Raw genomic sequence first — 20885 nt, 5'->3', positions numbered from 1 at the left:
CGCGGATCCCGGGTACGCATAGACCCCGTGCGGGTGGGAGGCCCTCGATGACACGGATGACGGACGAGAACGAGACGGCGTGGCTGGGGATCGACCTCGGCACCCAGAGCGTGCGCGCGCTGGCGGTCACGGCCGACGGAACCGTGCTGGGCACGGGTTCCGCCCCGCTCGGCGGTCGCCGCGAGGGCGTGCGGCACGAGCAGGATCCGGGGGAGTGGTGGGCGGCGGTGCGCACGGCGTGCCGTTCCGCGCTCCTCACCCGGACGGGTGTACGGATCGGCGGACTGGCCGTGTGCGGGACATCGGGGACGGTCCTGCTGACGGACCCGGAGGGCAGGCCGACGAGCCCGGCGCTCATGTACGACGACGCCCGCGCGGCGCAGGAGGCGGCCGGACTGCGTACGGCGGGCCTCGCGGTCCAGGACACGTGGGCGCTGCCGAAGGCGCTGTGGCTGGTGCGGGAGTACGGCGGAGCGGGCCGGGTCACCCACCAGCCCGACGTCGTCACCGCCCGTCTGGTCGGCCGGCCGGTGCCCACCGACTCCAGTCACGCGCTCAAGACGGGCTACGACGTCGAGCGCGACGCCTGGCCCGACATCGCCCTGGACCTTCCCGAGGTCGTCCTGCCCGGCACCCGTCTCGGCGAGGTCTGCCCGGCCGCCGCGGACGCGACCGGCATCCCCGCCGGGACCCCCGTCATCGCCGGGATGACCGACGGCTGCGCGGCCCAGATCGCGGCGGGCGCCCTGCGGCACGGCTCCTGGAACTCGGTGCTCGGCACCACCCTGGTGCTGAAGGGGGCCGCCCCGGACCCGGTCCGTGACCCGACCGGCGTGGTCTACAACCACCGTGCGCCGGGCGGTACCTGGCTGCCCGGCGGGGCGTCGAGCGTGGGCGCCGGGGCGCTCCCGTCGGACGTGGACCCCGGAGCCATGGACCGACGGGCGGCCGGATTCGAGCCGTCCGGTGCGGTGGCCTACCCGCTGGTGTCCCGCGGGGAGCGGTTCCCCTTCCTCGCCCCGGACGCCACCGCCCTCCTCATCGGCACCCCCGCCGACGACGCCGACCGGTGGGCCGCGCTCCTCCAGGGCGTCGCGTTCGCGGAACGCCTCTGCCTCGACTACCTGCACCACCTGGGCGCCCCGCTCGACGGCCCCCTCGCCTTCACCGGCGGCGCGGCCCGCAGCCCGTACTGGAACCAGCTCCGCGCCGACATCCTCGGCCGCCCGGCCCGCGTCCCCGAACAGACCGAACCGGCCCTGGGAATGGCCGCGTTGGCGCTGCACGGCACGACCGGTACCCCCCTGGCGGAGGCCGCCGAGCACATGGTCCGCATCCGCACGCTCGTGGAACCGCGCCCCGGCCGCACGGCCCTCTTCGCCGAGCCGTACGCCCGCCTCGTCGACGAACTCACCGCGCGCGACTGGCTCTCCCCAGAGCTGGCGAACCACGCGCGCGACCGCCTGGCCGGGAACAAGGCGACCTCATGACCGCATCCCTGCGAACTCACCGCCCGGGCCGGCTCCCCGCACCGGTCGCGGCCTACGCGCGCGAAAGCCTGGCCGGCAACGCGGCGACCTCATGACCGCACCCCCGCCCCGTGAGGGACACCCCGGCCGATGGCGCCCGCGTCGGGGCGCCCGCGTCGAGCCGTACCCGTCCGGGCCGCGAACTCACCGCCCCGGGGCGGCTCCCCGCACAGGTCGCGGCTCCCGCGCGCGGTCGCCTGGCCCGGGACACCGGGGCACCATGACCGCACTCCCGCCGCGTGCGGGGCACGTCTGCCGACGGCGACTCCGGCCGGGCGCCCGCGCCGCGTGTCCGGGTCGCCCGGGCGGCGGGTACTTCTGCCCGCTCCGGGTAGCCGCCTCCGGGCCGGTGGCGGTTCCGCGCGGCACCCATGGCCGCCCCTCGACAACGGCCCACCCTGACCCCGACCTCGACCTCGACCGAGCGGACCGTTTCATGAGCACGAGCACGACCCTGCTGCTGGCCCGGCACGGGCAGACCATCTGGCACGCCGAGAACCGTTACGCGGGCGTGAGCGACATCGGCCTCACCGACGAGGGCCGCGCCCAGGCGGACGCGCTCGGGCGGTGGGCCACCGCGCACCGCCCCGACGCGATCTGGACGTCGCCCCTGTCGCGGGCGATCGCCACCGCCGACCCGGCCTGCCGTGCCCTCGGCATCGCCCCGCACCGTGAACCGGGCCTGAGGGAGTGCGACTTCGGGGTGGTGGAGGGCCGTACCCTTACGGAGTTCGCCGCCGAGGTGCCCGACGCGGCCGAGGCGTACCGCGCGGACCCGGTGACGTACCCCTTCCCCGGCGCGGAGGACCCGACGGCGGCCGCCGCCCGGGGCACCGAGGCCCTGCGCCGCATCGCCGCCGCCCACCCCGGCGGGCGCGTCCTCGTCGTCGCCCACAACACCCTGCTGCGGCTGGTGCTGTGCGCGCTGCTGTCGATCCCGCTCGGGGAGTACCGCAGAGTGTTCCCGCGGTTGCGCAACGCGGCGATCACCGAACTCCGGCTCGGCGAGGACGGATCCGCCGCACTTCTCTCCCTCAATGTGCCGTGCGAGCCGGACAGGTCGTAGCACGATAGGCCCATGACGGAGATCGACACCTCGGTGCCGCATTCGGCCCGGATCTGGAACTACTGGCTCGGCGGCAAGGACAACTACCCCGTCGACGAGGCGGCCGGCGACGCCTACACGGCGGTCTTCCCCGGCATCGTCACGATCGCCCGCAGCAGCCGCGCCTTTCTCGGCCGCAGCATCCGGTACCTGGTCGAGGAGGCGGGCGTCCGCCAGTTCCTGGACGTCGGCACCGGGCTGCCCACGGTCGACAACACCCACGAGGTCGCCCAGCGCTTCGCCCCCGAATCGAAGATCGTCTACGTCGACAACGACCCGCTCGTCCTCGCCCACGCCCGCGCCCTGCTCACCTCCACCCCGGAGGGCGAGACGGCGTACGAGGACCTGACGCTCTACGAGCCGGAGACGATCCTTCAGGCGGCCTCCCGGACCCTCGACCTCACCCGCCCGACCGCCCTGATCCTCAGCGGCATCCTCGGCCATGTCACCGACTACGACCTGGCCCGAGACCTGGTCCGCCGACTGGTGGCGGGCCTGCCCTCCGGCAGCTACCTGTGCGTCAACGACGGCTCCCGCGGCACCGACCCGGACTACGAACAGGCCCAGGACGCCTACAACGAAACCGGCGCGGTGCCCTATCTCCTGCGCCCGGTCGACCAGATCGAGGCGTTCTTCGAGGGTCTGGACCTGGTGGACCCTGGCGTGGTGTCGGTCCCGCTGTGGCGCCCGGACGGCGACTCGGCCCCCGCTCCGATCGGCCAGCACGGCGGCGTGGGCCGCAAGCCCTGACCTCTCGACCCATGGGGAACCCCCGCGAGTCACGTCCTCGCGGGGGTTTCCGCCCGCCTGTGTTCGGGTGAGAAGGCGATCACGAGGCGGGAGGCGCGGTGCGATACCGAACCTCTTATTGCGTATTGCTTGCAACTGCACGCTAGCAACAAAAAGACCTCCGTGGGGGGACCGGGGTCTTACGGATGGTGCGGGAGGGGCTTTCGGCGCGGCGGGCTCAGGACTCGGCGCGCGCCCGCTGCCACGCGTATCCCGCACCCGCCAGCACCAGCGTCATCCCGCCCGTCCAGTACAGCTGAACGCGGGTGGCCGGTTCGCGGGCCATCAGGACGAGGATCGCGGCCATGCCCGCGAGGGCGACCCAGGTCAGGTACGGGAACGCCCACATGTGGACGGCCAGCCGCTCCGGGGCCTCGCGTTCCAGCGCGCGGCGCAGCCGCAACTGGGAGGCGGCGATGAAGCCCCAGACGGCGAGGATGACCGCGCCGATCATGTTGAGGAGCCAGGAGAAGACGTCGTCGGGGCGCCAGTAGCTGAGGGCCACGCAGACGAGGCCGAAGACGCTGGAGGCGAGGACCGCCGGGCGCGGGGCACCGCCGGAGACCCGCCCCAGGCTGCTGGGCCCGAGGCCCCGCGCGACCAGGGAGCGGGCAATGCGGGAGGCGCCGTAGACGTTGGCGTTCATCGCGGACAGGAGGGCGACCAGGACGACGACGTTCATCAGCTGCCCCGCCCCCGGAATGCCCAGTTCGTCGAGGGCGGCGACGTAAGGGCCCTTGTCCACGACAGCCTTCGCGTCCCAGGGGACCAGGGTGACGATGACCGCCATCGAGCCGATGTAGAACAGCGCGATGCGCCACATCGCCGTACGGACCGCACTCGCCACCCCGCGCACCGGGTCCTCGGACTCGGCGGCCGCGATGGTGACCGTCTCCAGGCCGCCGTAGGCGAAGACGGAGGCGAGCAGGCCGACGACCAGGCCCTCGCCGCCGCCCGGGAAGAAGCCCCCTCGGCCGGTGAGGTTCGCGGCGCCCGGGGCGTCCGTGCCGGGCAGGACACCGGCGATCGCCAGCACCCCGAGAACCAGGAACAGGCCGATCGCGCCCACCTTCAGGGCCGCGAACCAGAACTCGAACTCGCCGAAGTTCTTCACCGCGGCCAGGTTCGTGACGCAGAAGACCACCATGAACAGGGCCACCCAGGCCCATTCGGGGGTCCCCGGCAGCCAGCCGGTCACGATCTTCGCCGCGCCGATGCCCTCGAGCCCCACGGCCGTGCACAGCAGGATCCAGAAGGACCACCCGACGGTGAAGCCCGCCCAGGGCCCGAACGCCCGCTCGGCGTGCGCGGAGAAGGAGCCGGAGGAGGGGTACGCGGCCGACATCTCGCCGAGCATGCGCATCACCAGCATCACGAGGAGGCCGGAAAGCGTGTAGGCGAGGACGATCGACGGTCCGGCGGCGGCGATCCCCGCGCCGGAACCGACGAACAGTCCGGCACCGATCACCCCGCCGAGGGCGATCATCGACAGATGGCGCTGCTTGAGGCCGTGGGACAGGGAGGCGTCGGGCTCTTGTGGGGCCTTGACGGTGGTGCTGGGCATGGGCGTGGTTCGTCCAGTGCGTGAGACGGGCAAAAACGCCCACAGTCTGGGCGTCCTCCCCAGGTCAGAGGGGAGGACGCCCAGACTGTGGACATCTCCGGCACCGGCTGTGACTACGCGGCTACGGCCGTGTAGTGCGAGGCGTCACCCTCGATCGAGTAGCTCTCCTTGCCCTCGATGCCCACCGGCACGTCCCCGGCGACGGTCACCCGGTGCAGTCGGCGCGGCAGACCGTCGTAGTTGTCGACGGCGTAGTGCTGGGTGATGCGGTTGTCGAAGAGCACGAGCTGGTTCTCCGACCAGCGGTGCCGCAGCAGGTTCTCCGGCCGGGTCACATACGCCTGGAGCAGCTCGAGGACCTTGCGGGACTCGCTCACCGAAAGCCCCACGATCCGCTGCGCGAACCCGCCGATGAACAGCCCGCGTTCACCGGTCAGCGGGTGGACGCGGACCACCGGATGGGCGGTGCGGTACTTGATCGAGGTGAACTGGGCGCGCCGGGCGGCCTGTTCCTCGTCCAGTGTCTCCTCCGGTACGGCGTAGTCGTAGTCGTTGGTGTGCTCGGCCCACAGTCCGTCGGCCAGCCGGCGCAGCGGCTCCGGCAGATTCCGGTACGCGGCCGCCGAGTTGGAGATCAGCGTCTCGCCGCCGTACGGCGGGATCGTCAGGCTGCGCAGGGTGCTGGCCTGGGGCGGGTTGAGGACGAACGTGACGTCGGTGTGCCAGTTGTTGGCGGCGCGTCCTCCCTCGCTGTCGACGGGCAGGACGTTCGGGGCGCCGTCCACGGCGGGCACGGTCGGATGGGCTGTGGTGAGTTCGCCGAAGTGCCGGGCGAAGGCCTGCTGGCCCTCGTCGTCGAGGTTCACGTCGCTGAAGATCAGCGCCTTGTGGATGTTGAGGGCCTCGCGGAGCGCGGTGGCCGTCTCCTCGTCCAGGGGCTTGGAGAGGTCGGCGCCGAAGACGTGGGCGCCGATGTTCGCGGTGACCTTGCGGATCTCGATACCGGGCATGGGAGGGGTCCTTCCTAGGCGTGGACGGGCTGGGCGTACTGGTTCGCGGGGCGGGGGAGGCCGTAGCGCTCCCGCAGGGTCTGCCGCGGGCGGCCGCCGTACTCTGTGCGGAGCAGACCGCGGGTGCGCAGGATCGGGACGACGTGGTCGACGAAGGCGTCCAGGCCGGACGGCAGGACCGGGGGCATGATGTTGAAGCCGTCCGCGGCACCCTGTGTGAACCAGGTCTCGATGGCGTCGGCGACCTGCTCGGGCGTACCGGCGAAGGTGAGATGGCCGCGCCCGCCGCCGAGCCGCCCGATCAGCTGCCGGACGGTGAGGCGATCGCGCCGGGCCAGCTCCACGACGAGCGTGTAGCGGCTCTTGGCACCCTCCACGGCGGACTCGGGCGGCAGGTCGGAGGGCAGTCGCCGGTCCAACTCCAGCGTGCCTTCCGGAAGTTGCAGCAGCCGTTCCAGGTTGGCCACTCCGTGCCGGTGCACGATGTGGTCCTCCAGCTCCTGTTCCCTCGCCAGCGCCTCGGTCTCCGTGGCGCCGATGACGGGGACGATGCCGGGGAGCACCTTGATGTGGTCGGGGTCCCGCCCGGCCGCGGCGGTACGCGACTTGAGATCGGCGTAGAAGGCCCGCGCGTCCTCGATGGTCTGCTGGGCGGTGAACACCGCCTCCGCGTACCGGGACGCGAACTCCTTGCCGTCCTCGCTGGAGCCCGCCTGCACGAGCAGGGGGTAACCCTGGGGGGTGCGCGGCACGTTGAGCGCGCCCTCGACGCTGAAGTACGTCCCCTGGTGCCGGGGCGGGTGGACCTTCGCGTCGTCGCCCCAGACGCCGGCCGCCTTGTCGCCGACGATCGCGTCGTCCTCCCAGCTGTCCCAGAGCTTGAGCGCCACGTCCAGGAACTCGGCGGCCCGCGCGTAGCGGTCCGCGTGCGCGGGCTCGTGCTCCAGACCGAAGTTGCGGGCGGCCTCCCGGCCGGCCGTGGTGACGATGTTCCAGCCCGCCCGGCCACCGCTGATGATGTCCAGCGAAGCGAACTTCCTGGCCAGGTTGTAGGGCGAGTTGTAGGACGTGGACGCGGTCGCGATCAGCCCGATGTGCTCGGTGGCCGTCGCCAGCGCGGTCAGCAGCGTGAGCGGCTCCAGCGCACCGGCGGGCCGCTGGGCGAGGTCGCTCCACAGCTGCGGCCCGTCGGCGAGGAACAGCGAGTCGAAGGTGCCGCGCTCGGCGATCCGGGCGAGGTGGACGAAGTGGTCGAGGGAGACGTGTGCGAACGGGTCGCTCTCGGGCAGCCGCCAGGAGGCCTCGTGGTGGCCGGTGTTCATCAGGAACGCGTTGAGGTGGAGCTGTCTTGCGGTCATGCGTGGTCCTCCGTGACGCCGAGTGCGGCGAGCAGTCGTTCGCGGTACTCGCCCAGCAGGGGGTCCCGGTACGAGCGCGGGTGCGGGCGGTCGATGGTCAGGTCGAGGCCGATGCGGCCCTGTTCGAGTACGAGCACCCGGTCGGCGAGCACGATCGCCTCGTCCACGTCGTGGGTGACGAGCAGGACGGACGGCTGGTGGCGCTTCCACAGCTCGCGCAGCAACCCGTGCATCTTGATGCGCGTCAACGCGTCGAGGGCGCCGAACGGCTCGTCGGCCAGCAGGAGTTCGGGTTCGCGGACGAGTGAGCGGGCGAGAGCGGCGCGCTGGGCCTCGCCGCCGGACAGCTCGTTGGGCCAGGCGCGTTCGCGGCCGGCGAGACCCACTTCGGCGAGCGCCTGCCGTCCCCGGTCCTCGCCGTCCGTGCCCAGCAGGACGTTGTCCAGCACCCGCCGCCAGGGCAGCAGCCGGGAGTCCTGGAAGACCACGGACACCCGCTCGGGAGCGCTGAGCCGACCGCTCCCGACCACCTCGTGGTCGAGCCCCGCCACCGCCCTCAGCAGGGTGCTCTTGCCGGAGCCGCTGTGCCCGAGCAGGGCGACGAACTGTCCGGCCGGGATGTCCAGATCGATGCCGTCGAGGACCGTACGCCCGTCGAACGACCGGGTCAGGCCCCGCAGCCGTACGGCCGGCCGGGTCAGCTGCTCAGTGTGCGTCGCCATGACAGCACCTTCCGTTCGACGAGACGGACCGCGCTGTCGGAGACCAGGCCGAAGAGGCCGTAGACGACGAGACCGACGAGGATCACATCGCTCTGGCCGTAGTTCTGGGCCTGGAACATCATGTAGCCGAGTCCGCTGGTGGCGTTGATCTGCTCCAGGACGACCAGGCCCAGCCAGGACCCGGTGACGCCGAGCCGGAGTCCCACGAAGAATCCGGGCAGCGCGCCGGGGATGACGATCTGCCGTACGAAGGCGAACCTCGACAGCCCCTGGACCTCGGCGAGTTCGACGAAGCGGTGGTCGATGCCGGCCAGCGCGGCATGGGTGTTCAGATAGATCGGGATGTAGACGACGATCGCGATGATGACGATCTTGAAGGTCTCGCCGATGCCCAGCCAGAGGATGAACAGCGGGATCAGACCGAGGGGCGGGATCGCCCGGTTGAGGTTCACCGTCCCGTCGATCAGCGCCTCGCCGGTCCGGCTGAGCCCGGAGGCCAGGGCCAGCAGAACGCCCGCGATCAGGCCGATCGCGAAGCCCGAGGCGGCCCGCTGGAGCGAGGTCAGGACGTCGGTCGGCAGCGTCCCGTCGGTCCACAGACGGACACCGGTCCGCACCACCGTCCACGGCGGTGGGATCGCGCCCGGGTCGAGCCGTCCGGCGGCGGAGGCGGCGGCCCACAGGGCGAGGAACAGGACCGGTCCGGTGAGCCGGGCCGCGGGCAGGCGTTTGCCGGGGGAGAGCCGACGGCGCCTGCGGACCTGGGGGGTGTCCTCAGCCGGGGCGACCGTGACGACGGCTCCGGTCGTGGTCACGGCGCTCACCTCCGGTACTCCGCGGCCACGGACTTCGCCGCGATGCCCTCGAATCGGTGGTCGAAGAGCTCGCCCACGTCGAACTTCTTCACGAAGCCGCCCTCCGCCAGCAGATCCGCGGTCTCCTGCTCCCACCTGATCGCCTCGTCCCAGCTCGGTGGGAACAGCGGCTTGTTGGCGAGCGCGGTGACTGCCTTCGCCTGGGGGAGCGTCAGGTTCTGCGTCTTCACGTAGAACTCCTCGTTCCAGATGTCGGGGTGCTCGTACGACCACACCGCGCCCTTGGCCCAGTACGGGATGTACGCGGCGACCGCGGCGGCCTTCGCGGGGTCGCCCAGCACCGAGGTCGGCGCCCAGAGCAGGTTGAGCAGGTCGACCACGTCGGTGGTGATGGCGTGCGCACCCTTGGCCTCGTACTGCTGGAGGTAGGCGGGCGCCTGGCTGTTGGCGAGCGGTGCCACGTCGACCTGACCGGACTGCAGGGCGGTGAAGAACTGGTTGCTGGTCAGCGGGACGAGCTTCACCTCGTCGTAGGAGAGCCCGGCCTTCTTCAACGCCCGCAGCAGCACGACGCCCTGGGCCTGGCCTTGCGAGAACGCGAGTTTCCTCCCCTTGAAGTCCCCGACAGAGCGGATGTCGCTGCCGGGCTTGGTGGCGAAGAGGTAGTTCGGTTTACGGGTGATGTTGATCGCGACGATTTTCGCGTCGAAGCCCTGGAAGTGCGCCTGGATCGGCGGGATTCCCGCATTGTTGGCCACGTCGAGGGAGCCGGACCGGAAGGCGTTGATGACATCGGGCCCGGCGCTGATATTCGCCCAACTGGACACCTTGAACGGCAACTCACCCAGTCTGCCGAGTTTCAGCTGTAGTTGCTGGGTGCCGGAATACGAGGCGATCTTCAGGCTCGTACCGGCGGGGACCTTGCCGGCGAGCGGGGCGGACAGGGCGTCCTTGGCGTCGGCGGCGGCACTGCTGGAGGTGCAGCCGCTGAGGCCGGCGACACCGGCCGCGGCACCGAGGACCGAGGAGAGGAACAGCCGCCGGTCGATGCCGGACGTGCGGGAAAAAGACATGGGAAGACTCCCTGGAATCAGCGCACGGAAAACTCACGGAGAAATGAGTTCATGCGGAGGAAATGAGCGCGTCACGCGGGGCAACGTGTCAGCAACAAAGGGCGCGACAGTACAGGTGAGGGCTCATGAACAGGATGTTCGCGGTCATGGGGAACCCCTGTCAATATTCGGAGTTTCTGAATTAAATAGCCTCAGGTGACGCGGCCAGCGGATCCCGGTAGAGCACGTCGAGCGCCACCGAACCGCCGGCCACGGCGAGCACGGAATCGGGGAAACTCGTCGGCATCACAGAAGCTGCGCGTGCGTCGCCGACCCCCTCGCGCAGCGCGGCGAGGCAGTCCTCCCGGTGCATGACACCGACCTCGGTGACCACGACCGTCTCCGGGTTCAGCACATCCAGCAGCAGCCGCGTGGCCCGCCCGACGGCCCCCGCCCGCCGCACGAGCAGCCGCACGGCCTCCTGGTCACCGGCGGCCGCCGCCGCGACGACATGCATCGGGTTGGTGCCGTCGGTGATCCCGGCCCGCCGCGCGCGCTCGCACAACGTCCGCTCGCTCAGTTCGACTTGAAGGCATCCGGTCCGTCCGCACGGGCAGGGTTCGGTGCCGCCGGGCACCGGCAGATGGGCGATGGCACCCGCCTGGGAGCGTGGGCCGTGGTGCACCTCGTCGTGGGTGGCGAAGGCCGCGTCCACCACGTTTCCGACGAACAGATGCAGCATGCTCCGGCCGCCGCGCGCGCGCCCGAACAGCCGCTCCGCGTCGACCAACGCCCGCGCGTGGCCGTCCACATGGACCGGCAGACCGGTGCGGGCGCCGAGCACCTCCCGCACCGGCACCTCGCGCCAGCCCAGCAGGGGATGCTCGACGACGGTCCCGGAGCCCCGGTCCACCCAGCCACCGGCCGCGAAGCCGACACCCAGGGCCCGTAGCCGCGGGGAGCGGTCCAGCAGTTCGGAGAGCCCGTCGGCGGCCCGCGCCAGGACCACGGACGGATCGACGCCGCCGGTTGCGTCGGCTGTGTGGGCTCCGTCGTGCCGGAGTTCGCGCCGGTCCACCACCCGCCCGCGCAGATCGAGCAGCGCCACGGTCGTGTAGGGGACGGCCACATGGACCCCGCCCACGACGAACCGTGAGTCGTCCAGGTCGAGGGGCACATGGGGGCGGCCCACACCCTGGGACCGCCGGGGTGTTTCCGACTCGCGGATCAGGCCGAGTTCGCTGAAGCGGGCGCAGTAGTCGGTGACGGAGGCCGGGGAGAGTCCGGTCAGCCGGGAGATGGTGCTGCGGGCCACCGGTCCGTGCTCCAGCACGGACCGCAGGACGACACTGGCGCTGGTCCGGCGCCGGGACGAGCGGGTGGGAGGGGGATTGACGGAGGGTGCCGCGGTACGGGGCATGGAAGACCGTCCTCGGGAACGGGGGCCGACACGTCTCGGAGGATGAGGCGCGCCGGAACCCGCCTCACACCGGACGGCGACAGACAGCCGTGCCCACGCGTCGCAGGTCGACATGGCGACGCGACGAGAAGTACCGGGACTGGGCGACCATGTCCGAAGAGTAGGCCAGGACAGTGAATCCGACCAGACCGCTAGGATTCATTTGGTGATTCCCCACAGGGGGATCCATCCCGCCCGCTGTATCCCGGACCACCTCACCTCAGTGACAGGCATCACGCCGAACCCGGTGTAACCCACACTCTTTGTCCGGAGTCCACCAAGCCCGCGTTCAAGGCTTTGTCGACCGTTGACGGTGATCGGTCCGAGGACAGCGGGATAGCGTCACGGTGTCCCCTGTCGATCACATACGCGGAGTCCCCATGAGCACCGCCGTCGCCCCCGTCCGCACTGGCCAGGTCCTCGCCGACCTGATCCCCGCCTCCCGCGTCCGGGACATCGCGCTCGTGGTGGGCGGCGCCGCGCTCACCGGCCTCGCAGCCCAACTCTCCGTGCCCGTGCCGGGCTCCCCGGTGCCGGTGACCGGCCAGACCTTCGCCGCGCTCCTCGTCGGCACCGCCCTCGGCGCCCGTCGCGGGGTCGCCTCCCTCGCCCTGTACGCGGCGGCCGGCCTCGCCGGACTCCCGTGGTTCGCCCAGGGCACCTCCGGGTTCTCCGTCTCCTTCGGCTACATCCTCGGCATGATCCTGGCCTCCGCCGCCGTCGGCGCACTGGCCCGCCGCGGCGCCGACCGGAACGTGTGGCGGACCGCCGGTGCGATGCTGGTCGGCGAGGCGATCATCTACGCGATCGGCGTCCCGTACCTCGCCTACGCGGCCGACATGTCGATGTCCGCTGCCATCGCGGCCGGCCTCACCCCGTTCCTCCTCGGCGACGCCCTCAAGGCGGCCCTGGCGATGGGCGTGCTGCCCACCGCCTGGAAGCTGCTCAAGCGCTGACCCTCCTTCGTACGAGGCTCGCCGGGTCGTAGCGCGACTCCAACCCGGCGAGCCTCTGGCGCGTGCCGGTGTAGTTACAGGCGGCGCGAGCCCGGGTGCTGATGAGCGCGCCGCCCTCATCCGCGCCCGGCAGCCCGTGCCCGGTGGCCGGCCCGGTCAACGGCAGCCGTGCGTCGGCCGCGTGGCGCACGGCGGCGACCACGTCCTCGGGGGAGCGGACCGGGAACACGAGGTCGGGTCGCAGGGTGAACCCGTTTCCCGCTCCGGACGGATCAGGCGGTGCGCCGCGGCCGCCGCTGCGACCACCACAGCCCGGCCACGCCCGCCGCCATCAGGGAAGCGCCCGCCGCCCCGAGCGGCAGCAGTTCACGTTCCGCCCCGGTCTTCGGCAGCTCGCTCGGGGCGTCGCCACCGGGTGCCACCGGCTTGTTGTCGGTGCCCAGCAGCAGTGGGGTGGCCGGGGCGTTCGGCGACGGGTTCGTCGTACCGAACGGAACCGGGCCCTGCTGCCAGAACGTCTTCTTTCCGTCGCCGGTCTGCACCGGCAGACAGATCTTGCCGGTCTTCTTGAGATCGAACGTCGCGTCGACGGCGTACGACTTCGACTTACCGGCCGCGAGATTGTCGATGGGGCAGACAAAACCGCTGTTCGAGCCCTCCGGCAGATCCTTTTCTTCCATCGGAGAGCAGCCTTGAACGTTTTTGACCGTCATGCCGTCGAAACCGACGACCAAAAGCCTGATCTTTCCGCTGTCCTTGCTCCCGTCGTTCTTCACACCGGCCGTGAGGTCGGTCTTCTGCGAGCTGTTGTCGACGGAGATCGTCGCGGGCAGTGTCGTCGTCAGCTTCACGCCCGTCGGCGCCTCGTCAACAGCCTTTCCCCCCTTGCTGCTTGCGGGTCCCTCGTCCGCGCTCGCGGTGAAGGAACAGATCATCACCGTCGAGAAAGCCGCCGTGACCAGCGATCCGGCAATGGTCGTCATACGACGAGAACTCATGTTCGCCCCCCTTGGCTGCGCCTGAATTCGCAGTACTTGAAGAGGTACCACAAGATTTCTCCGCACTATGCTGGTACGGCGCGAAGTGTGACCATTGTGTTCCACTCGGGACATCGTTGAGGGGGTGCAGCGGATTGCCGGGGAATACGGGAGACACGGGAAATGAGAGGCGCGGCGGAGTTCCAGGGCTCCTGGTGACAGGACGCTATCGCCTGGTCGAAAGTATCGGCCAGGGGGGAATGGGAAGGGTGTGGCGGGCCGCCGACGAGATGCTCGACCGGCAGGTCGCGGTCAAGGAGATGCGGATCGACGGCCTCGACGCGGAGGACACCCGCACCCGCCGTGAACGCACCCTGCGCGAGGCCAGGGCCACGGCCCGGATCGACCACCCCAACGTCGTACGGGTCTACGACGTCGTGGACGAGGGCGAACGCCTGTGGATCGTCATGGAGTTGGTCAAGGGCCGCTCCCTGGAACGGATGACGGTGGAGGACGGGCCGCTCGGCCCGCGCGAAACGGCGCTGCTCGGGCTGGGGTTGGTGCGGGCGCTCCGCCAGGTGCACGCACGCGGCGTCCTGCACCGGGACATCAAACCCGGGAACGTCCTGGTGGAGTCCGGTGACCGCACCGGCCGCCGGATCGTACTGACGGACTTCGGCATCGCCGCGATGCAGGACGCCAAGGCGCTCACCATGGTCGGCATGCTCGTCGGCTCCCCCGACTACATGGCCCCGGAGCGGGTCTCCGGGCGCCCGCAGGGACCGCCGTCGGACATCTGGTCCCTGGGAGCGACGCTCTGCGCGGCCCTGGGCGGCCGCTCCCCCTTCTCCCGCGACACCACCCTGGCCACGCTGCACGCCGTTCTCTACGAGGAGCCCGAACTCCCCGCGGCGGCGGGCCCGTTGACCGACATCCTGGCGGCCCTGCTGGAGAAGGACCCATCGATACGGCCGGGCCTGGACGAGGTGGAATCGGCCCTGCACACGGTCGCGTTCCCGGCGCCTACGCCGACCTTGAAGGTCGGGCGGACGGATCCGGGTGAGCGGCGGGACCCGGGGGGAGACGTCGACGAGGCCGGGCGGGAGCCGGTGGCCGAGGGAGAGGGGAGCCGGGAGCCTTCGGTGGGAGACCCGGGGCGGGTGGCCTCTACGCGGGTGCAGGGCGTGGGCGAGGGGGATTCCGGGCAAGTGCCGGAGCTGGGCCGGGTGGACTCTGCGCGGGCGCCGGTCCCAGGGCAGGCAGACCTCGCACAGGCAGCGGCCCCCGGGCGGGAGGACGGGGCACAGGCGCCGGAGGAGGTGCCGGTGTCGGAGCAAGCGGGGGCTTCGGCACCGCTGTGGGCCCAGCGGGAACCGAGGGATCCTCCGCCGGAACGGCCCAGCGGCTCACCAGGACCGGGCTCGTCGGAGACCCCCGCCTATCTGGAGGCACGGCTCGTGCGGGCGGTACGGGATCCGCGGGTGCCGGAGCCGGAACCGGAGACGGCGGCTGAGGCGGCCGGACCTGCGCCTGCTGAGGTGGAGCCGTCGGATGCGGTGCCGTTCGGACATGCGCTCGCCGAAGTCTCCGGGGCGGCCGTAGGCGGTGCGATGGGTGAGTCCGGCGTCGTGGAGCCGTCCGATGCCGTGCCGCCCGGGTATGCCTCCTCGGGCGTGGCCGGTGACGAGGGCGTGGCAGCACGGCCCGAACCCCCCACCGCTGCCGAGCCGTTCTCGATCGACGGCGTCGCCAGTGCCTCCACCGAGGCCGCCTCGGAGGAGCGTTCGGAGGCCCGGTCGGAGACCCCGTCCGGGAGTTCCGTGGGAGCCGCACTCCGGGCAGGTGCCACCACGACCAGTACTCCCCTCGCCAGCGCTCCCACGCAGGACTCCCTGTCGGCGGGGGCGCCTACGGAGCACTTCCCGATGCCGGAGGCACCGACACGGGACACCCCCACGCGCGCGGCCTCCGCACCCACCCGTGTCGGTCCGATACCGCCGGTTCACCGTCGCCCCCACCAACCCGGTGTCTCCCTGGTCCGCGGCAATCAGGCCGTACCCGGTCAACACCCCGGCCCGGGCCCGGATCCAGGCCTCGCGCCAGGTCCGGAAGGCGAGGGCACGGCGGCAGGCGTCGGCAGCCCAGGCTCCGCCGGACAAGCCATCGGCACCGACCGCCCCGTCACCAACCCCCGTACCGATCCCGGCACCGACCCCCAGCCCCACCCCGCCCCGGACCCCGACACCGCTCCAGCCGTGGTCCTCGGCCCCCATCCCCACCGCAGTCCGCCGGGCGAACTCCCCGACCCCGCCCACCCCACCGCCGCCCCGCACCGCGGTCGGCGCCGGACCGCCCTGGTCACCGTGGGAAGCGTGGTCGCCGCAGGTGCCGTCGTGGTCGCGATCGTTCTGGCCACCACCTCCGGCTCACCCGGCGACGACAAGGCGGGCGGCTCCCCGTCCGCCTCGGCTTCCGCCTCCGTCTCCGCCTCGGAATCCGGCGCCTCCACCCCCGCCGGCACCCCGACCTCGACCGTCGAGGGCACCTCCCGGCCCCGTTCGCTCCCGCCCGGTGCCCATGAGGAGGCCGGAGGGTTCGCGTGGGCGACCCCCGCCGCCTGGCGGCGGGACGTGAAGACGGGGGCCGAGGTCCACTACACCTCGCCGGACGGACAGCAGGAGCTCGCGGCCAAGTCCTCCCTCGCCCGAGGGGACTTGATGGAGACCTGGAGGACCTCCGAGCAGAACGCCCACCAGGGCCAGGACTACCGCAAGATCCGCCTGGAGGAGACGACGTTCCGCGACCACCCCGCGGTCGTCTGGGAGTACACCTTCACCCTCGGCGGCGTCCCCTGGCACGCCGAACTGCTGGGCTTCAACGCGGGCGACAAGTCGTACCAGGTCAACACCTGGTACCAGCCGGGGATCGAGACGCAGGCCCTCAAGACGTACGAGAAGGTGAAGGACAGCTTCACCGTCCTCTGAACGCCCGGAAGAACGCACAGAAAAGGGGCCCCGCGGCACACGCCACGGAGCCCCGCTCACACATCCGTTCAGCCGACGGAGACCTTGTCCGTCACCTCACCCGCGGGTGCGGCACCCGCCCGCCCGCGTCCGACCTTCTCCTTGACCACGGCGATGGCCAGCACCACCGCCGCGACGAGCAGCGACAGCAGCACGGTCTCCCGCCCGTCGTGCTCCGTGTCGGTCAGCATGTAGCCGAGGACGAACACGATCAACGCGGCCGTCGCCCAGGTCAGATACGGGTACAGCCACATCTTCACGACCAGCTTCTCCGGCGCCTCGGCCTGGATGATCTTCCGCATCCGCAGCTGCGAGAAGCAGATGACCAGCCACACGAACAGGGCCACCGCACCGGAGGAGTTGACGAGGAACAGGAAGATCTTGTCGGGGGAGAGGTAGTTGAAGAACACGGCGACGAAGCCGAACACCACCGACGCGAGGATCGCGGCCATCGGCACACCCCGGCCGTTGACCCGCGCGAACGCCTTCGGCGCGTCACCGCGCTCGCCGAGCGAGAAGGCCATCCGGGAGGCCGTGTAGAGGCCGGAGTTGAGGCAGGACAGCACCGAGGTCAGCACGATGAAGTTCATGATCTGACCGGCGTGCGCGATCCCGAGGGAGTCGAGCGCGGCGACGTAGGAGCCGTCGTCCTGGATGGACTTGGAGTCCCAGGGCAGCAGCGCGACCACGACGAAGATCGAGCCGAGGTAGAACACCGCGATACGCCAGATGATGCTGTTGGTCGACTTGGTCACGGCCCGCTGCGGGTCCTCCGACTCACCGGCCGCGAGCGTGGCGATCTCGCTGCCCATGAAGGAGAAGACGACGAGCAGCACACCGGTGAGGATGGCGCCGGGCCCGTGCGGCAGGAAGCCGCCGTGGTCGGTGAGGTTGGAGAGCCCCGCCTGGTCGGCGTCGACGCCCGGCAGGACGCCGAACACGGCGAGCAGGCCGATGACGATGAACGCACCGATGGCGACGACCTTGATTCCGGCGAACCAGAACTCGAACTCGCCGTAGGACCCCACCGAGACGAGGTTGGTGGCGGTCAGCACCACCATCACGATCAGCGCCCACCCCCATTGCGGTACGGCGGGTATCCATCCTTCGAGGATCTTGGCACCGGCGGTCGCCTCGACGGCGAGCACGACGACCCAGAAGAACCAGTACAGCCAGCCGATGGAGAAACCGGCCCAGCGCCCTAGGGCCCGGTCGGCGTGCGCCGAGAAGGACCCGGAGTTCGGGTTCGCGGCGGACATCTCACCGAGCATCCGCATCACGAGGACGACCAGGGTGCCGACGAGGGCGTACGACAGCAGGATGCCGGGTCCGGCGGTGGCGATACCGGAGCTGGAGCCCACGAAAAGGCCCGCTCCGATGACACCGCCGATGGCGATCATCGAGAGGTGACGGTTCTTGAGTCCGGCCTGGAGACCAGTCATACGGGGAATTCCTTCGTGCCGGGTGTGGGGCTCCCGTACGAGCGGTGTACGGGTCGGTCCAGTGAATCGGAGGCAAAGAAATTCGTGAACCTTTGAATCCAGATCGTTACTTGAGGTTTCCTTGAGGATCCATTGTCGGGTTCGCTGTTTTCCTCGCTGACACCCGGGGCTGCTGCCCCGAAACAGCCGTGTCACACTCGTCTTATGCGCGTGTATCTCGGCTCCGACCATGCGGGCTTCGAACTCAAGAACCACCTCGCCGACTGGCTCAAGGCGGCCGGCCATGACGTGGTCGACTGCGGCCCCCACATCTACGACGCCCAGGACGACTACCCGCCGTTCTGCCTCCGCGCCGCCGAGCGCACCGCCGCCGACGCCGACTCCCTCGGCGTCGTGATCGGCGGCTCGGGCAACGGCGAGCAGATCGCGGCGAACAAGGTCAAGGGCGTCCGGGCGGCCCTCGCCTGGAGCGAGGAGACCGCGTCACTGGGCCGCCAGCACAACAACGCCAACGTCGTCGCGGTGGGCGCCCGCATGCACTCCACGGAGGAGGCGACGAAGTTCGTCGAGACCTTCCTCGCCACGCCGTTCTCCGGCGACGAGCGCCACCAGCGCCGCATCGACATGCTGTCCGCCTACGAGACGACCGGCGACCTGCCGGCGATCCCGGCACACCACCCCCAGCAGTAGCCTCCGGCGCTGGGGCGGCGGGGCCTGTCGCGCAGTTCCCCGCGCCCCTGGATGGGTCACCTGCGCGAAATCCAGCCCCTCCGGCGTTTGAGGAGCGGGGGTCCAGGGGGCGGAGCCCCCTGGGGCGGGGTCGAAGGGGCGGGGTCGAAGGGGCGGTAGCCCCTGGAGGACGGGACGGGTAGGGGCGGCGGGGGCGAAAACCCCATGGCCCGCCCCACTCGCATACGAACAAGGAGCCACCGTGCCTGAGGGGCACACGATCCACCGCCTGGCCCAGGACTACGGCGCCGCGTTCCAAGGCACCACCCCCCGCGTCACCAGCCCCCAGGGCAAGTTCTCCGACGCCGCCGCCCTCCTCGACCGCTCCGAACTCACCCGCACCGAGGCCCACGGCAAACACCTCTTCCTCGGCTTCCGCGACACCGACTGGGTCCACATCCACCTCGGCCTCTTCGGCAAGGTCACCTTCGGCGCGGCCCCCGCACCCCCGCCCACCGACACGGTCCGCCTCCGCCTCGCGAACCCCACGGCCTACGTCGACCTGCGGGGCCCCACGACCTGCGCCCTGATCACCCCCACCGAGAAGCGGGCGATACACGACCGGCTCGGCCCGGACCCCCTGCGCTCCGGCGACGACACCGACCCGCACGCCGCGTACCGGCGGATCTCCCGCAGTCGTACGACGATCGCCGCCCTGCTGATGGACCAGAAGGTCATCGCGGGCGTGGGCAACGTCTACCGGGCGGAGGTCCTCTTCCGGCACCGCGTCGACCCGTACCGCGCGGGCAGGGACATCACCCCCGCCGAGTGGGACGCGATCTGGGCCGACCTCGTCGAGCTCATGCGCGAGGGCGTGCGGAACAACCGCATCGACACCGTCCGCCCGGAGCACACCCCGGAGGCGATGGGCCGCCCGCCCCGCGTCGACGACCACGGCGGCGAGGTCTACGTGTACCGCAGGGCCAACCTGCCCTGTCACATCTGTGGCGGCGAGATCCGCACCGCCGATCTCGCCGCCCGCAACCTCTTCTGGTGCCCGACCTGCCAGAGCCGTTGAGAACAGGGCCCTAGAACCCGTGCGGCAGCCAGGGCGCCACCGCCGACCCGAACCCCACCGCCGCCTCGGCCAGCGCCCCCTGCCGCAGCTCCCGCACCAGACCGGCCCCCGCCAGCGAGGCGAGGCTCACGCCGCCGAGATAGGCCGCCCCCAACTCCCGTACGGACAGGGCGAGATCGGCCGGGTCCGTCGTACGCTCGCAGGACGCGCCCTTCGTGTCCCCACTGAGCCGCCAACGCCCGGTGTTCCAGGGGCAGAAGGAGTCCTCGACCTCCAACACCACGTCCACCGGCGTCTGATAGGTCCGGGCCGCCAGTGCGGCCCCGACGTCGACCAGCCGCACATGCAGTGAGTCCCGCACCAGCAGCGAGCAGCGCCGTACGTCGGAGACCAGGTACTGCCAGGCCTCGTCGACCGGCCGCCGCCGGATGTCGATCCGGGAGGTGAGGTCGAGGTCGAAGAGGAACCGCCACAACGCGCCGTGCGCGGCCGGATCCAGCGCCTCCAGGTCGGAGACGATCACCGTGCCCCTGGGCCCGGCCGGCTCCCAGTCCGCCTTGACCCGGTAGCGCACGAACCCCACGACCTCCCCGTCCCGCTCCGCTACCACGCACTGCAGCGGTGAGGCACCGTCCCGTTCGCTCTCCGGGTCGAGCAGCCACAGCCGCTCCCAGCCCGGAATCCGCGCGACCATCCCGGGCCGCCGGGGCACGAGCCGGGCGTAGACCGACTCGCACGCGTCGAGCACCTCGGCTGGCGCCGCGTACCGCAGCCGTACGTCGTCGGTGCCGGCCGGCAGGGACAGCCGGACCCGGGTCGTGTCGATGTCGGCGTTGAGGTTGTAGGTGCCGACGCCGTACCCGAACCGGCCGTAGATCACCGGCTCGGAGGCGGTGAGCACGGCCAGCGGTTCGCCCCAGGAGCGCACGTCGTCCAGCTGGCGGCGCATCATCGAGGTCAGCACCCCGCGCCGCCGGTGCGTGGCCGCCACGCTCACCATGGTGACCCCCGCGGCCGGCACCGCGGCACCGCCCGGCACGGTCACCCGGAAGGAGAACGCCCCCGCCGTGCCCACACACCGCTCGCCGTCCCACACGCCGATGGAACGCTCGTGCTCGGTGAGCTGACGAAACAGCTCCCGCTCCTCGGCCGATTCCGGAACCCCGCCGAAGGCGCGGATCAGGTTGTCGTACCACTCTTCCCAGTCGTCCTGCCGAAGCACCCGCAAGTCAGTCCCCATGAACCATGCCTACCAGGGCATTGCGGGGCGAGCGAGGGAATTTCATGGGGACCGTTGTGAGCGGGGGACTGTACGGCCCTTGAAGGACTGTGAAGTT

General features: G+C 71.2%; 18 protein-coding genes. 7 read left to right on the top strand and 11 right to left on the bottom strand.

From position 1 onward, the window contains the following. The first annotated feature begins 56 nt into the window (after positions 1-56). The 3 genes from ABZT93_RS04470 to ABZT93_RS04460 all read left to right on the top strand — a co-directional run bounded on the left by ABZT93_RS04470 (position 57) and on the right by ABZT93_RS04460 (position 3384). Positions 57-1490, top strand: coding sequence for an FGGY-family carbohydrate kinase (locus tag ABZT93_RS04470; RefSeq protein ID WP_356099776.1), 1434 nt, complete (start codon positions 57-59; stop codon positions 1488-1490). A 475-nt stretch (positions 1491-1965) separates the two neighbouring features. Then, entirely contained in the window at positions 1966-2595 is a 630-nt protein-coding gene (locus tag ABZT93_RS04465) for a histidine phosphatase family protein (protein ID WP_356098765.1), read from the top strand. Positions 2596-2607: 12 nt separating this feature from the next. Further along, positions 2608-3384, top strand: a complete 777-nt coding sequence (locus ABZT93_RS04460; protein WP_356098762.1) for an SAM-dependent methyltransferase — start codon at positions 2608-2610, stop codon at positions 3382-3384. Positions 3385-3601: 217 nt separating this feature from the next. On the opposite strand, the gene ABZT93_RS04455 is transcribed toward ABZT93_RS04460, so the two are convergent. The 7 genes from ABZT93_RS04455 to ABZT93_RS04425 all read right to left on the bottom strand — a co-directional run bounded on the left by ABZT93_RS04455 (position 3602) and on the right by ABZT93_RS04425 (position 11364). Beyond that, positions 3602-4987, bottom strand: coding sequence for an amino acid permease (locus tag ABZT93_RS04455; RefSeq protein WP_356098759.1), 1386 nt, complete (start codon positions 4985-4987; stop codon positions 3602-3604). Positions 4988-5100: 113 nt separating this feature from the next. Further along, complete coding sequence (locus ABZT93_RS04450; protein WP_356098756.1) at positions 5101-5997, bottom strand: TauD/TfdA family dioxygenase; 897 nt, start codon at positions 5995-5997, stop codon at positions 5101-5103. Positions 5998-6011: 14 nt separating this feature from the next. After that, entirely contained in the window at positions 6012-7355 is a 1344-nt protein-coding gene (locus ABZT93_RS04445) for an LLM class flavin-dependent oxidoreductase (RefSeq protein WP_356098754.1), read from the bottom strand. Then, positions 7352-8077: an ABC transporter ATP-binding protein gene (locus ABZT93_RS04440; protein WP_356098751.1), complete on the bottom strand. Its 726-nt coding sequence runs from the start codon at positions 8075-8077 to the stop codon at positions 7352-7354. The genes ABZT93_RS04445 and ABZT93_RS04440 overlap by 4 nt, the downstream gene beginning before the upstream one ends. Next, positions 8053-8901: an ABC transporter permease gene (locus tag ABZT93_RS04435; RefSeq protein WP_356098748.1), complete on the bottom strand. Its 849-nt coding sequence runs from the start codon at positions 8899-8901 to the stop codon at positions 8053-8055. Before ABZT93_RS04435 ends, ABZT93_RS04440 begins: the two co-directional genes overlap by 25 nt. Further along, the gene (locus tag ABZT93_RS04430) at positions 8898-9965 is read right to left on the bottom strand and encodes an ABC transporter substrate-binding protein (protein WP_356098746.1); all 1068 of its coding nucleotides are present in this window, start codon (positions 9963-9965) and stop codon (positions 8898-8900) included. Before ABZT93_RS04430 ends, ABZT93_RS04435 begins: the two co-directional genes overlap by 4 nt. Positions 9966-10146: 181 nt before the next feature. Next, positions 10147-11364, bottom strand: a complete 1218-nt coding sequence (locus ABZT93_RS04425) for an ROK family protein (RefSeq protein WP_356098743.1) — start codon at positions 11362-11364, stop codon at positions 10147-10149. A gap of 419 nt (positions 11365-11783) precedes the next feature. On the opposite strand from ABZT93_RS04425, the gene ABZT93_RS04420 reads away from it, so the two are divergent. Then, the gene (locus tag ABZT93_RS04420; RefSeq protein WP_356098740.1) at positions 11784-12359 is read left to right on the top strand and encodes a biotin transporter BioY; all 576 of its coding nucleotides are present in this window, start codon (positions 11784-11786) and stop codon (positions 12357-12359) included. Here the strand turns inward: ABZT93_RS04420 and ABZT93_RS04415 are convergent. Both ABZT93_RS04415 and ABZT93_RS04410 read right to left on the bottom strand, forming a co-directional pair. Further along, a complete protein-coding gene (locus tag ABZT93_RS04415) occupies positions 12349-12588 on the bottom strand; it encodes a hypothetical protein (protein ID WP_356098737.1) in 240 nt (79 codons plus the stop codon). The two genes, ABZT93_RS04420 and ABZT93_RS04415, sit on opposite strands and share 11 nt — an antisense overlap. Positions 12589-12631: 43 nt before the next feature. Then, on the bottom strand, positions 12632-13357 hold the full coding sequence (locus ABZT93_RS04410; protein ID WP_356099773.1) for an LPXTG cell wall anchor domain-containing protein: 726 nt from the start codon (positions 13355-13357) through the stop codon (positions 12632-12634). 194 nt (positions 13358-13551) lie between these two features. On the opposite strand from ABZT93_RS04410, the gene ABZT93_RS04405 reads away from it, so the two are divergent. Further along, the gene (locus ABZT93_RS04405; RefSeq protein WP_356098734.1) at positions 13552-16320 is read left to right on the top strand and encodes a protein kinase; all 2769 of its coding nucleotides are present in this window, start codon (positions 13552-13554) and stop codon (positions 16318-16320) included. Between the two features lie 68 nt (positions 16321-16388). Here ABZT93_RS04405 and ABZT93_RS04400 read toward each other — a convergent pair whose 3' ends face one another. Further along, positions 16389-17801 carry an amino acid permease gene (locus ABZT93_RS04400; RefSeq protein WP_356098731.1) on the bottom strand — a complete coding sequence of 471 codons (1413 nt, stop codon included), beginning with the start codon at positions 17799-17801 and terminating at the stop codon, positions 16389-16391. A 204-nt stretch (positions 17802-18005) separates the two neighbouring features. Here ABZT93_RS04400 and ABZT93_RS04395 point away from each other — a divergent pair, with 204 nt between their 5' ends. Together ABZT93_RS04395 and ABZT93_RS04390 are read left to right on the top strand one after the other, a co-directional pair. Further along, positions 18006-18491 (top strand): ribose-5-phosphate isomerase, encoded by a 486-nt coding sequence (locus ABZT93_RS04395; RefSeq protein WP_356098728.1) that lies wholly within the window; start codon positions 18006-18008, stop codon positions 18489-18491. 241 nt (positions 18492-18732) lie between these two features. Continuing rightward, positions 18733-19548: a DNA-formamidopyrimidine glycosylase family protein gene (locus tag ABZT93_RS04390; protein WP_356098725.1), complete on the top strand. Its 816-nt coding sequence runs from the start codon at positions 18733-18735 to the stop codon at positions 19546-19548. A 10-nt stretch (positions 19549-19558) separates the two neighbouring features. On the opposite strand, the gene ABZT93_RS04385 is transcribed toward ABZT93_RS04390, so the two are convergent. Further along, positions 19559-20788, bottom strand: a complete 1230-nt coding sequence (locus ABZT93_RS04385) for a GNAT family N-acetyltransferase (RefSeq protein ID WP_356098722.1) — start codon at positions 20786-20788, stop codon at positions 19559-19561. Positions 20789-20885: the final 97 nt, after the last annotated feature.

The sequence above is a fragment of the Streptomyces sp. NPDC005303 genome (assembly GCF_040607335.1).
GTDB lineage: Bacteria > Actinomycetota > Actinomycetes > Streptomycetales > Streptomycetaceae > Streptomyces.
Note: the sequence above shows the minus strand (reverse complement) of the source record. Positions and strands in the feature narration are given on the sequence as shown.